Source organism: Blochmannia endosymbiont of Camponotus nipponensis (genome assembly GCF_009827135.1).
Taxonomy (GTDB): domain Bacteria; phylum Pseudomonadota; class Gammaproteobacteria; order Enterobacterales; family Enterobacteriaceae; genus Blochmanniella.
On the sequence record NZ_CP046534.1, the window covers coordinates 616,248 to 630,257 of the forward strand.

Sequence of the window (14,010 nt, forward strand, 5' to 3'; positions counted from 1 at the left end):
CAGCGTTACGCACTTAAAACAAAGGCGAATTTATGAATTCGCCTTTGTTTTAAGTGCGTAACGCTGAACCATTAAAATATATACATATCAGGGAATACAGTATTATGTCTAAATTGTGTGTTGGTATTATTTGTGGGGGTCGTTCTTTGGAACATGAGATTTCATTGAAATCAGCTATGTGTATTGCAGAGTCTATTGATAAATATCAATTCGAAGTAATGATTTTATGGATAGATAAAAAAGGATATTGGCATCTAAAAAACATAAACTCTAATGTTGTATCATATTATAAAAACGATACATATATTTCTGTTTTATTGAAAAATTATCCTCATCGATTTGCACTTAATATTGATAATGTAAACATTTTGTTAAAATTTGATGTTATTTTTCCTGTAATTCATGGAACATTAGGAGAGGATGGTGCTTTACAGGGTTTATTATGCATGATGAATGTGCCATTTGTTGGTTCTAATATTTTGAGTTCATCTGTAGGTATGGATAAAGACGTGTCTAAACGTTTATTACGTGATGCAGGTTTATCAGTAGTACCATTTAAAACTTTTTTAATTCATGATAAAAAAAACATAGATTTTGATAGTCTTGTTTCTACTTTTGGATTACCTTTTTTTGTGAAGCCAGTGAATCAAGGGTCGTCAATAGGAGTATCAAAAGTTACTAACTATAACAATTTTAATCAAGCATTAATAACAGCTTTTTCTTTTAGTTGTAAAATATTGATAGAACCAGCTATTATTGGAAGGGAATTGGAGTGCGCAGTATTAGGAAATGATAATCCAGCAATTAGTGTATGTGGTGAAATTATATTGTCAAATGACAGTTTTTATACTTATTGTGATAAATATGTAAAGCGTAAAGTGCAGATTGTGGTACCTGCTTTAATCAATGATGCAATAAGTGATGAGATTCGCTGTATTACTTTACGTGCGTTTCAAGTGTTAAATTGTTCTGGAATGGCACGAGTAGATGTTTTTTTAACTATGGATAATCAGATTTTTATCAATGAAGTAAATACATTGCCTGGATTTACGAATGATAGTATGTACCCAAAATTGTGGAAGGCTACTGGATTAAATTTGAGAGCACTAATTACAAAATTAATAGAATTAGCATTAGATCTGCATTATAAAAATAATTATTTTTATAATGCAGATAGTGATGTATTAAATATTTTCGGCATGAGAGGATTTGAACCTCCGACCTCCGCCACCCCATGACGGTGCGCTACCAAACTACGCTACATGCCGTTTTAGATGTATTATAAAAAATTGCAGAAATTTTATTTTTTAGCACACTATATATTTTGCACACTACTTTGTGAATATGGTTTTTAAAATTTTTAGTAACCACAATGATAATAAAAACTTTTATGTGTGTATATGTATGTATAAAATACTATATGTGTTGGTCATTTCATTATATTATGAATTATAAATATATGTATTAGATATATGAATATCATTAGTTACTAGATATTGTCTTATGATATGATTAATGTGCATTAAAAAGCTGATTATATTATTTCTTATTTTTCGCTGTGGTAAAAAAAAGAATATATTATTCCTACATTGTCAAGTCAAATACTTGTATAGTTAAATTTTATTTATAGAATCAATAACTTCTTCAAACACGTGCAAAATCAATATGAATTAATTTGGGCTTGAAGGGATGATACTGTATTTCTTGCACTTTAACTTCAATAGTTTGTTTATATTCTTCAATAAATAATAAAATAATGTTATTTTTATATAGTTGTGTTTTGATATCAGGGTGTAACATATTGTTTTGATTTAACATTATAGATATATTCGGTTCATCACCTTTACTGTAGATAATAGCTGGACATTTGTTTTGTTTACGTAGTCTTCTTGTTGCGCTTTTTTTTTTATAAACACGCAAATTAGTTTTTATTGTTAACATTACTGTAAGACCTATTGTAAATTTCGTTAGAATTCAATAATAGTCATGATAATAGTTATCAATGGTAACGTAACGTTAAAATTGATAATGTGACGCAATACAGGTAACTTTCTACAATTACATGTTATATTCAAAGTAACTATTTGGTAATTTTTATATGAAATATACTAGTAGTTAATATCTGTAACTACTATAGATGGTTTTTAAATTGACATTTATTATCTTATTAAACTCACCAATATATTATACTTTTTTTACACTAAATATGTCAATATGTATTTTATAAAAAAACGATGGTTTTATAAATCATTAAAATTATAAAGTATTACAATTTTAATGATTTATTTAATCTTAAATAATGTTTAGTAATATAAAATAGGTTTTAGAATATCTATAATAGTATAGATAATCTACGATAATTTAGTTAATTTTTAATATTTTAATTGTTGTTTATAATATTTATACTTTATAAGTATTTTTATCATAAATTACAGATAATAATAATGAAATATATTAAAAATAAGTAAATGAATTTCATTTCATTTCATGTAATTAACGATATATATAATTTTATATAAAATAAAAATTCCGTTTAAGTGTATGGATATATTGATATTTAAATAATAAAAATATGTAATTTTTGATGTATTTTTATAATTTTTAGTATTTATGCAATAAAATACGGAAATATTTTTAATGCGTAGGTGGTTTAATGAAAAAAAATAGTTTCATACGTAAAAGTTAGAGAATTTAAAAATCACTATATTTGAGTATAGGTTTGATAATTATCAAATATGAGCTGTTGCTTATATAGTGTACACTCAATTTAATTGGATTGTTTTAATTTTATTTTAAGTACGTTATATTACACTGAAAAGTTTCTTGAATACCCTTTTCAGAGAAAATTATATGAGTATCTTGACGCAAGAAGCGATGTTGGTACGTGATGCTTTATCAGTGAGGGGTTTAGAAAATCCACTGATTAGATTGAATATTAATCATCAAACACGTAAGCGTCGTATTGAAGATCATATGAGAGCTATTGTACATCTTCTTAATTTAGATTTAAAACATGATAGTTTATTAAATACGCCTAAACGCATAGCTACGATGTATATAGAAGAAATTTTCTCAGGTTTAGATTATTCAAATTTTCCTAAAATTGCGGTTATTCAAAATACAATGAAAATCAATGAGATGATTACAGTGCGAGGAATTAATATTACTAGCACCTGTGAACATCATTTTATTGTTTTTAACGGTAAAGTTACTATTTCTTATATTCCAGAAAAAAATGTGATTGGTTTATCGAAGATAAATAGAATAGTGCAGTTTTTTTCTAAAAGACCACAATTACAAGAGCGATTGACAAAACAGATTTTTTTAGCATTACAAACATTACTTAATACAAATAATGTGGCAATTTTTATTGATGCAGTACATTATTGTGTAAAAGCTAGAGGTATACATGATGTTAGTAGTTCTACCACTACTACTGCATTAGGAGGTTTGTTTGAGTCTAATACAAATACTCGAAAAGAGTTTTTCCATGCGATTATGTATTGTAATAATTGAATTATGTTAATATTACACGTTTTATAAATATGAGATCTTTATAAGATACTGCAAATACAATTATGTTATGTATCAATGTATTAGAGCACTATAATATAGAAAATAATGCATCACATACTTTAATATGTAAAAGACATTATTTTTATGCGTATATGTGTTTATGTTATTTAAAGTTTCGTGTATAACGTAAAAATTATGATAATATATGCATATATATATCTATAGATTATTTTATAAAAAAATATGGGTCAATTTTTGGAATGGTTGATGCTTAAAGTAAAAGATATCTATTGTTAATATCGTTTAATTTTTTTTTATGATCAATGTATGTATGAATTGATTATAAAATAAGGGATGGTATTGAATGATTGTATTATTTTGAGTTTACGTGTTTGTATTTAATCAGGATATATGTGTTATGTATATGGGGTGTATATTTATATAAGACATTTAGGTTTTGGAAATGTGTAACTGTGATTCATGCATAATAGATGATATTTGATCAGGGTGAATACGATAAAAAATTATTTTAAATTTGTTAATTCGGTGATCTAATAAAGGAACAGAAATACTATTCCATGTAAGACGAGTGTTGAGAAAGTGTTCGCTATATTTAGCTAATTTAGGCAAGACGGGTTTTAAATAGGTCATAAGAACACGGAATAATTGGATACCCATAGAGTAAATAGAAAAAGCCTCTTGTATTCGGGTTGTTTCTTTTGCTATATGCCATGGAGCATTGTTATTGATATATCTATTAGCGGTGTCTGCTAATTTCATGATTTTGCGCATTGCGTAATTGAAGTCTCTTTTTTGAAATAATTCTCCTATAGAATGTCTAGATTCAACAAACATATTATACAGTACTGGATGTATTAATTTTTTCGATAAGCGTCCATTATAATATTGATGTATAAATCCGGAATTTCTAGATGCTAAATTTAATATTTTGTTAATAATATCTGCATTTACTTTAGTAGTAAAATCTGTTAGGTTTAAATCTATATCGTTAATATGGGATGAAAGTTTTGTAGCATAGTAATATCTTAAATAATCTGGATTTAAGTATGATAAATAGGTGTTTACGTTGATACAGGTTCCTTTAGATTTTGATATTTTAGATCCGTTTAATGTAACATGTCCGTGGACAAAAATATTGGTTGGTTTACGGAGTTGACTACCTGATAAAACTGCTGGCCAAAATAAGCTGTGAAAGTAGATAATATCTTTACCGATAAAATGATACAGGTCTGTTTTAGAATTCGTGCTCCAAAAATCTTTAAAAGATATGTTTTTATTTTTTTTACATAAGTTTTTAAAGGTTCCCATATACCCTATGGTTGCATCCATCCATACATAAAAGTATTTTTCTGAGGTATCAGGGATCTTAAATCCGAAATAAGGAGCATCTCTAGAAATATCCCATTGTTTTAGACCTAATTTAAACCATTCTTCTACTTTATTGGCTACTTCTTTTTGTATACTTCCAGATCGGATCCATATACGTAATATATCAGTAAAAGCTGGTAAATCAAAGAATAAATGTTCAGATTTTCGTATTATTGGAGATGTTCCGGAAATAACTGATTTTGGATTTATAAGATCTAAAGAGGTATAAATAGCGCCACATATTTCACAATTATCTCCATATTGTTCAAATGCTTTGCATTTTGGACAAATACCTTTTACAAAACGATCTGGTAAAAATATGTTTTTTTCGGCATCATATAATTGGGAAATAAATTTAGACTTAATGAATCCATTTTTTTTTAATCGAAAGTAGATATCATGTAGTAAAACACGAGTTTCTTCGCTGTGAGTAGAGTAATAGTTATTATAACTAATGCCGAATTTATAGCAATCCTGCTTATGTTCTTTTTGTATTTGGGTAATCATTTTTTCCGGTAATATATTGAGTTGTTGCGATTTTAACATAATAGCAGTGCCATGCGCATCATCTGCGCAAATAAAATATACATGATTACCTTGCATGCGTTGATAACGGACCCAGATATCTGCTTGTATATGCTCTAACATGTGACCAACATGAAGAGAACCATTAGCGTAAGGTAAGGCGCAAGTAACTAACATTTTTTTTATGGTCATAATAATTAATTTATAGATTTAAATACGTTATATGGCAATGCGTATCATGGGTTATTGAAATATATCATTTAATATTAATATAATTAAAATTATCTTTGGTTTAAATAGTTTTTGTTAATATTGATATAACGCATTACAATAACAGTATTATAATAAATGCAAGGTATATTTGTACAGATTTATTAAATATTTTAAATTTAATTGAATAGCAACGAGTTATAAAAACTTTATCATGATATGTGGCATATGTATACATGTATATGTTGTTTTATAAGATGTTTATTTTATTGTAAATAAGAATTTTAATCGTAACTTTGTAATATTGATAATTTATTATTATTATTTAAAAGATTTATTTTTTGGTTTAATATTGTTTAAAAATTTTCATTTTTATATTCAATCTTTTTATGTATAATATTTGCGCACTATAAATTAGATAGAGATTAGTAGTATCTAATTATTTTAAACATATAAGACATACTTATATCATAGAGGAGTAAAAATGGTTAAACAGCAAAAGATTGGTATTATCGGTATGGGCGTTATGGGTCGGAATTTAGCATTAAACATTGAAAGCAGAGGTTATTGTGTTTCCATTTATAATCGTTCTAAGGATAAAACTGAGTCAGTTATTGCTAATAATCCAAGAAAAAATATTATTCCATATTATTCAATAAAAGAATTTGTATTATCTTTAGATATCCCTCGGTTTATATTTTTAATGATTACATCAGGAATATATATTGATGACATTATTAAAATGTTATCTCTTTATATAAATTCAGGAGACATTTTAATTGATGGTGGTAATTCATTTTATAAAGATACTATGCGTCGCAATTTTGAATTGTCAAAAAAAGGGATAAATTTTATTGGCACTGGAATTTCTGGAGGAGAAGAAGGAGCTTTAAAAGGGCCCTCATTGATGCCTGGAGGACAGATGGATGCGTATAAAATGGTTGAATCAATTTTTAAAAAAATTGCTGCTCGTGTCGATGATGAAGCTTGTGTAGCATATATAGGACCGAATGGATCTGGTCACTATGTAAAAATGATACACAATGGTATGGAATATGGAGATATGCAGATAATTGCCGAAATATATTTTTTTCTAAAAAATGTGTTTCATTTGACTCATGAGGAATTAGGAGAAATTTTTAATCAATGGAATCAAGGTGAATTAAATAGTTATCTTATCGAGATAACGAGTCGTATCTTTGTTAAACGAGATACTCATCATGGTTATGTTATTGATTCTGTATTGGATGTGGCAGGAAATAAGGGTACTGGAGCGTGGGCTAGTCAAGATGCAATTGAATTAGGAATACCATTGAACATGATTACAGATTCAGTGTTTGCTCGTTATATATCCGTTCTTAAAAAGCAACGTATTAAAGCATCAAAAATATTGTTGGGGCCCTTCAATAGGAAAAATTGTGTTGAAGATAAATATTTATATTTGGAAAAAGCACGGAAATCGTTGTATTTGAGTAAGATTATTTTATATGCTCAAGGTTTTTATCAATTGAAAATTGCGTCTGATAAGTATCATTGGGGGTTGAATTTTAAACAAATTGCTCAAATTTTTCGTGCAGGATGTATAATAAAATCAAAATTTTTACAAAAAATTATCAATATTTATTCTCAAACTCCAGAAATTACTAATTTGCTATTATCTTCGTATTGTGTTACTGTTGCGAATGATTATCAACAAATGTTGAGAGATGTAGTGGTTTGCGGTATTAAGCATGGTATTCCAATGATTACATTGTCTGCTGCTATAGCGTATTATGATAGTTATCGTAGTAATTTGTTGCCTGCAAATCTTATTCAAGCTCAGCGGGATTGTTTTGGCGCGCATACTTATGCGTGTGTTGATAAAAAAGGTACATTCCATATTGATTGGTTAAAATGAATATAAGAGCAATATTTGTTTATTCATCAAATTGTTTGAATAGTATGGTAAATATCCCATGATGTAATGGGATATTGAGAGGGATGAATGGTTATAATTCTTATTGTAGAGAAATGCTTAATATATATTTGGTAGATTTTATCTATAAGATTTTTGTTATTTTAATAAAAAATTGAATAGGTGTTTTAATAAATTTTGTTGTGTTTTTTATTTTTGAATACTAATTGTGATTGTTGATATTTTTTTATCATATTATTTTATTTGTTTTATGTTTTATTGTTTAAGGATTTTTATCCTGGTGTCTTATTTGTAATTCTTGGACAATTGCGTTAAAGGTTAATGATTGGTGTTGCAATAAGACTAATAGATGATAGATTAAGTCTGATGCTTCATTAACGAGTTCTGTTTTATTTTCACAGGAAATCGCTGCAAGTGCTGTTTCTAGACCTTCTTCTCCGACTTTTTGAGCAATACGTTTGATACCACTGGCATATAATTGAGAGGTATAAGATGTGTTAGTAGGATGGAATGGTATATTTTTTTTTGAAGATATAATATTTTCCAATTGGTAAAGGAAACTTAATTCTGCTATCCCAGGATGGAAGCAGCTGCTAGTGTTATTATGACAAGTAGGACCATGGGGTAAAACAAAAATCAATAATGCATCATGATCACAATCTGCGTACCAATTAACTAATTTCAATATGTTTCCAGATTTTTCTCCTTTGGTCCATAATCTATTTTTGCTTCGTGAAAAAAAAGTAACATATTTGGTTTGTTCTGTTTTCATCATTGATTCTTTATTCATGTGGCCTAGCATCAACACTTCTCCTGATTTAGCGTGTTGTATGATAGCAGGTATTAGTCCGTGATTTTTAGTCCAATTTAATTGTTGATGCTTATTTTTAATTAACATAATCTAATATTTATTCCTTTTTTAATTAAGAACTGTTTTAATTGATATATATGAATATTTTCTTTATGAAACACTGAAGCTGCCAATGCACCGTCTACATCAGCATCACGAAAAGCTTCTAAAAAATGGGTAGGGGTACCAGCCCCACCAGAAGCTATAAGCGGAACTTTACAATGTTTTCTGATATATCGTAATTGATTTAAATCATACCCATTTTTCATTCCGTCTTGATTCATCATGTTTAATACTATTTCTCCGGCTCCATATTCTTGCGCTTTTTTAACCCAATCCAATGTTTGCCATGTTGTGGTTTTTGCTCGAGAACTATCTCCAGTATAGCATTGTACTTGATAATTTTTTTTTTCAGGATTATGCCAAGTATCGATGCTAACTACAACACATTGTGCACCTAAGTGATCAGATAGTTCTTTTATTAGCATTGGGTTGATTAACGCGGGAGAATTAATCGAAATTTTATCTGCTCCAGATGCAAGAATCTGTTTAGCTTGTTTTAATGTACTTATACCTCCAGCAACACAAAATGGTATATTTATTACTTCCGCAACTTGAGAAATCCATTTCTTATTGACTACTTGATTGTTAGGTGATGCTGTGATGTCATAAAATACCAATTCATCAGCTCCTTCTTGCGCATAACGATATGCTAAATCTAAGATATCTCCTACAATTTTGTGATCTTTAAATTGTATTCCTTTTATTACTTTATTATTAGCTACGTCAAGACATGGAATTATTCGTTTTGCCAACATGATATAGCCTCATTAACAGTAAATTTTTTTTCTAAAAAAGCACGGCCAATAATGATTCCTTTGATTCCAGAAGAACGTAATTTGGATATTTCTGTTAATTTATGAACACCTCCGGATGATTGAAACGATATTTTTGGCCAAGAATTACATATTGATTGATATAAAGATATATTGCTACCTAATAGGGTTCCATCTTTAGAGATATCTGTGCAAAGGACATGTTTTAATCCTACAGCATAATATTCCTCTATTATTTGTTCTAATTGTAAATTAGTTTCTTTTTGCCAGCCATAGATAGCAATTTTTCGATTTTCTGCGGAATAAATACGTAAATCTACTGCTAAGACTAAGGTGTTTGGATCAAAATATTCAAACCATTTTTTTACTATTTTTGGTTGTGTAACTGCTATGGAGCCTAATACTATACGTGTCGCTCCTGATTTTAGAAGAGTTTCTATATCTTTAGCGTTACGTATACCTCCTCCTATTTGTATTCTTGATAGAGGAGTAGTTTTTTTTATTAATTGGTTAATTAGTAGATTTTGTCTTTTTTCTGGATTTTTAGCTCCATCTAGGTCAACTAGATGGAGCATTTTTGCTCCTTGGTTTATATATTTTTTCAGTAATGATGTAGGGTTTCCGTAATTAGTTTGCATATGGTAAGATCCTTGATATAGTCTAACTATTTTTCCATTAATAATATCTAACGCAGGAATGATCATAAATTATATCTCCAAAAAATTTTTTACTAATTGTTGCCCAGGTATGCCTGATTTTTCTGGATGAAATTGTACACCAAAAAAATTTTTATATTCTATAACCGAACTGAATGATTGTCCGTAATTTGTTTGAGAGATTGTCACATGACATATTTCTATGCAGTAGCTATGTGCAAAATAAAAGTAATTATTCTCTTTTATACCATAAAATAAATAATGTTTTTTGGGAATAGTAATTGTATTCCAACCCATATGCGGTAGTGGAAAACCGTAGTATTGTATACGTTTGGTAGGCACATTAATGATGTTTAGAGTTTTTACACCATTATTTTCAGAACTTACAGAACCAAATAATTGCATTCCTAAACAAATACCTAATACTGGTTTAGTATGATTTTGTATTAATGCAACTAGATTTTTTTTTTTAATTGCTCCATTGCGGCTGAAGCGGTACCTACTCCTGGTAAAAATAATTTGTCCGCTTGAGAAATAATATCAGTTTTATCAGTTATTATGGGATTATGCCCTAATCTATGCAACATAGTTTTCACGGAAAATAAATTAGAGCAGTTGGTATTTACAATAACTATATTCATAGTAGTATTCCTTTAGAGCTAGGTATGTTATTATTTTCTACATAAATGGCTTGGCGTAGTGATCGCCCGAAAGACTTAAATAAGCTTTCTGCTTTATGGTGATCGTTCGTTCCAATTACTTTTAGATGTAAAGCACAACCCATCTTTGAAGATAATGAACGGAAAAAATGCTCTATCATTTCAGTGCTGAGATCTCCTATTTTTTGAAAATTATATTTAGCTTCATAACAGAAGTATGCTCGTCCAGATAAATCTAATGTGCATTGTGCAATGCTTTCATCCATAGGTAAGGTGAAACCAAATCTTCCTATACCACATTTATTGCCTAATGCAGCGTTTAGAGCTTCTCCTAATGTTAAAGCGGTATCTTCAATAGTGTGGTGATCGTCTATATGTAAATCACCTTTTGCTATAATATTCATACGTAATCCAGCATGTACAGCTATTTGCTGTAACATATGATTAAAAAAATTAATTCCAGTATTAATATAACTTTTGTTATTTTGATCTAACCATATTTTTATGTTCACATTAGTTTCTTCAGTAGCGCGATAAACATGCGCTGATCTGTAATGTTGTATTAAATAATTTTTAATTTTTTCCCAACCAAAATTACTGCGATGATATTGTATTCCTTGAATACCCATGTTAGCTGCTAAAATCATATCAGTATCTCTATCCCCTATAACATAACTATTAAATTTGTTTAGTTTGTTATTGTTTAGCCAGTAATTTACTAATGCAGTTTTTGGTTTTCGACAATTACATTGTTCTTCAGGAAAATGAGGGCAAATTAATATTTGATTAAATTTAATACCCTGAGATTGAAATATTTGAATCATTAGATGATGAGGTTTATTAAATTTTTCTTGAGGAAACGAAGTGCTTCCTAACCCATTTTGATTAGTAACTATAACAAATTCAAAACCTATGTTTTTTAGTGTTATAAGGGCAGAAATGACATGTGGTTCTAGTGATAATTTGTCTAAAGAATCAATTTGAAAATTGTCTTTTGGTTCATTAATTAGAGTTCCATCACGATCTATAAACAAAATTTTATGACTCATGAGTGCTCCTATTTATATATGCAGATAACGATGGAGTATGTAGTTTTCTTAAAATAGAAATTACATGTTTACATTCATTATATGTGCCAACAGTAATACGTAAGCAATGCATTAATCCTGGTTGGCTACTTTGATCTCGTAAAATTATACCCTGGCGTAATAATGTATTAAAAATTTGATATTTTGGATGAAATCTAACTAATACATAATTAGCATTACTGTCAAATACTTTTTGCACACAAGAGCATTGCTGTAAACCTGTAATTAATATGTTACGGTTTTTATTGATTGTATCTATTCTATTTAGAGTATATTGTATATTTTTCGGAGTTAAAGCTTGTTCTGCAATATCAATTACTGGAATAGATAGTGGATATGGTGCTATTACTTTTTCTAATAATTTGATAATTTCTGGGTTAGCTAAAGTAAAACCACAGCGTAATCCTGCTAGCGCGAAAGCTTTAGATAATGTTCTTAGGATTACCAGATGAGGATATATTGATAACCATCGTACTAGACTTGCATTGGGACAAAAGTCAACATATGCTTCATCAGTTACTAATATAGCCTTATCTTGAATGATATCTAATAATTTTTTTAAACTATTTACATGAATAATATTACCAGTAGGATTATTTGGGTTACAAATATAAATCAATTTGACATTGTTTAATTGTGACTCAATAGATGTTAAATCAAGTTGCCAGTTCTTTTTCTTGAGTATAATCCGATAATTAATTCCTAAAATTTCTGCAGTGGTTTTGTACATGCCGTATGTTGGAGGGCAAAATATAATAACGTCTTTTCCAGGATTACAGAAAACTTTCATTAATAATTCAATGCTTTCATCGGCTCCTCTGGATACTAAAATTTGATCGGATCGTACTCCAGCGTAATCAGCATAGTTGTTGATTATTTCTTGTGGCTGACAAGAAGGATATCTATGCATTTTTTTATAACGAAATTGATAATTGGGAGCAATCGGGAATTCATTAGCGTCAAGCCATATATTACCGGAATATGTTAATTTTCTAGCAGACTGATAAGGTTTAAGAGCCAGTATGTCACTCCTGGCCAAGTAACGAACGTTCATTTTGTTCCTTGATATAATTTATACGGTGTGTTACGGCATATTCATGGGCTTTTAATTGTTCAATTTGTGTTAACGTTTTAATTGTTGATGATAGTTGTAATAATGCATTTTGTGTTAATTGTTGCACTGATATTCTTTTTTGAAAATCTATCACTCCTACACCAGATGTGTTAATCGCATGCCCATATGTAGGTAACACATGATTAGGTCCGCTTACATAATCTCCAGCAGTTGCTGGAGACCAATTACCAAGAAATATGGATCCAGCATTAATGATATGATGTAAATAATCTGATGCATTTTTAATTTGAATAATCAAGTGTTCTGGAGCATAGCTATTACTTATATAAAAACATTCTGTTAAATTATTAGTAATAATAATACGACTATTTATTAGCGCATTATTAATGATACTACTACGTGGCAGTATTTGTAATTGCTTATATAGTGCTTGTTTTGTTTGTTCCGCAATATATGTATTTGGAGTTATGAGTATTACATGTGAATCAGGTCCGTGTTCCGCTTGTGATAACAGATCTGCTGCGATAAAAGTAGGATTAGCTGTATTATCTGCAATAATTAAAACTTCGGAAGGTCCAGCTAACATATCAATTGTTGTTCCATTTGGTGTAAGGTTAATTTGTCTTTTTGCTTCTGTAACCCAAGCGTTACCTGGTCCAAATATTTTATCTACTTTTGGAATAGACTCAGTACCAAATCCCATAGCGGCGATGGCTTGACTACCTCCTACTTGATAAATTTCATTTATACCACAAAGTTGTGCTGTATATATAATAACTTCGGGAATTGGGGGAGGAGAACATAATATCACACGTCTACATTGTGCGATACGAGCTGGAATGCCCAACATCATTACTGTTGAGATTAATGGCGCGGTTCCTCCTGGTACATATAATCCTACAATATTTAATGGACGAATAATTTGTTGGCAGTATACGCCTGGAAAAGTTTCTAAACTTATTTCTGAGGAATATTGTGCTTGATGAAATCGTTTTATGTTAGTCATGGCGACATGTATTGCTTGTTTTATATCGTCAGATAAGTTATGACCTGAATTTGTGATAGTTTCATCTGGAATTTGCAATTGCTTGGTTTGGGCGTTGTCAAAATCGATATTAAATCTAAATAAAGCACGATCTCCTTCGTTATAAACTTGTTTGAGTATATTTTTAACATTTCTACAAATATCGTTTAAGTTTTTGTTGATTGGACGAATAAGTAATGTTTTTTTTTCAGATTCGGAACAATTATTCCAATAAATAGATATAGGATGTTCATAAGAAATCATAAT

At 29.2% G+C, this 14,010-nt stretch carries 10 protein-coding genes, 1 tRNA gene and 2 pseudogenes; 3 read left to right on the plus strand and 10 right to left on the minus strand.

Features of this window, described 5'->3' with window-relative positions; translation table 11 throughout:
* Nucleotides 1-104: 104 nt before the first annotated feature.
* A pseudogene (gene ddlA / locus GN161_RS02565) lies at nucleotides 105-1,213 on the plus strand (D-alanine--D-alanine ligase).
* Here ddlA and GN161_RS02570 read toward each other — a convergent pair.
* A tRNA-Pro gene (locus tag GN161_RS02570) sits at nucleotides 1,195-1,268 on the minus strand. The pseudogene ddlA and the gene GN161_RS02570 sit on opposite strands and share 19 nt — an antisense overlap.
* 376 nt (nucleotides 1,269-1,644) lie before the next feature.
* On the minus strand, nucleotides 1,645-1,941 hold the full coding sequence (rplY, locus tag GN161_RS02575) for a 50S ribosomal protein L25 (protein WP_159715273.1): 297 nt from the start codon (nucleotides 1,939-1,941) through the stop codon (nucleotides 1,645-1,647).
* Nucleotides 1,942-2,850: 909 nt separating this feature from the next.
* Here rplY and folE point away from each other — a divergent pair.
* A complete protein-coding gene (gene folE, locus GN161_RS02580; protein WP_159715275.1) occupies nucleotides 2,851-3,516 on the plus strand; it encodes a GTP cyclohydrolase I FolE in 666 nt (221 codons plus the stop codon).
* A gap of 450 nt (nucleotides 3,517-3,966) precedes the next feature.
* On the opposite strand, the gene metG is transcribed toward folE, so the two are convergent.
* Nucleotides 3,967-5,628 carry a methionine--tRNA ligase gene (metG, locus tag GN161_RS02585; RefSeq protein ID WP_420021890.1) on the minus strand — a complete coding sequence of 554 codons (1,662 nt, stop codon included), beginning with the start codon at nucleotides 5,626-5,628 and terminating at the stop codon, nucleotides 3,967-3,969.
* 496 nt (nucleotides 5,629-6,124) lie between these two features.
* Between metG and gndA the strand changes: the two genes are divergently transcribed.
* A complete protein-coding gene (gndA, locus tag GN161_RS02590) occupies nucleotides 6,125-7,537 on the plus strand; it encodes an NADP-dependent phosphogluconate dehydrogenase (RefSeq protein WP_159715279.1) in 1,413 nt (470 codons plus the stop codon).
* 280 nt (nucleotides 7,538-7,817) lie between these two features.
* On the opposite strand, the gene hisIE is transcribed toward gndA, so the two are convergent.
* The 7 genes and pseudogenes from hisIE to hisD all read right to left on the minus strand — a co-directional run bounded on the left by hisIE (nucleotide 7,818) and on the right by hisD (nucleotide 14,007).
* A complete protein-coding gene (gene hisIE / locus GN161_RS02595) occupies nucleotides 7,818-8,453 on the minus strand; it encodes a bifunctional phosphoribosyl-AMP cyclohydrolase/phosphoribosyl-ATP diphosphatase HisIE (RefSeq protein WP_159715281.1) in 636 nt (211 codons plus the stop codon).
* A complete protein-coding gene (hisF, locus tag GN161_RS02600; RefSeq protein ID WP_159715283.1) occupies nucleotides 8,447-9,223 on the minus strand; it encodes an imidazole glycerol phosphate synthase subunit HisF in 777 nt (258 codons plus the stop codon). Before hisF ends, hisIE begins: the two co-directional genes overlap by 7 nt.
* On the minus strand, nucleotides 9,205-9,945 hold the full coding sequence (gene hisA / locus GN161_RS02605) for a 1-(5-phosphoribosyl)-5-[(5-phosphoribosylamino)methylideneamino]imidazole-4-carboxamide isomerase (RefSeq protein ID WP_159715285.1): 741 nt from the start codon (nucleotides 9,943-9,945) through the stop codon (nucleotides 9,205-9,207). The genes hisF and hisA overlap by 19 nt, the downstream gene beginning before the upstream one ends.
* Before the next feature lie 3 nt (nucleotides 9,946-9,948).
* A pseudogene (hisH, locus tag GN161_RS02610) lies at nucleotides 9,949-10,538 on the minus strand (imidazole glycerol phosphate synthase subunit HisH).
* Complete coding sequence (hisB, locus tag GN161_RS02615; RefSeq protein WP_159715287.1) at nucleotides 10,535-11,605, minus strand: bifunctional histidinol-phosphatase/imidazoleglycerol-phosphate dehydratase HisB; 1,071 nt, start codon at nucleotides 11,603-11,605, stop codon at nucleotides 10,535-10,537. Before hisB ends, hisH begins: the two are co-directional and overlap by 4 nt.
* Nucleotides 11,595-12,698: a histidinol-phosphate transaminase gene (gene hisC, locus GN161_RS02620; protein ID WP_159715289.1), complete on the minus strand. Its 1,104-nt coding sequence runs from the start codon at nucleotides 12,696-12,698 to the stop codon at nucleotides 11,595-11,597. The genes hisB and hisC overlap by 11 nt, the downstream gene beginning before the upstream one ends.
* On the minus strand, nucleotides 12,670-14,007 hold the full coding sequence (hisD, locus tag GN161_RS02625; RefSeq protein ID WP_159715291.1) for a histidinol dehydrogenase: 1,338 nt from the start codon (nucleotides 14,005-14,007) through the stop codon (nucleotides 12,670-12,672). The genes hisC and hisD overlap by 29 nt, the downstream gene beginning before the upstream one ends.
* Between the last annotated feature and the right edge of the window lie 3 nt (nucleotides 14,008-14,010).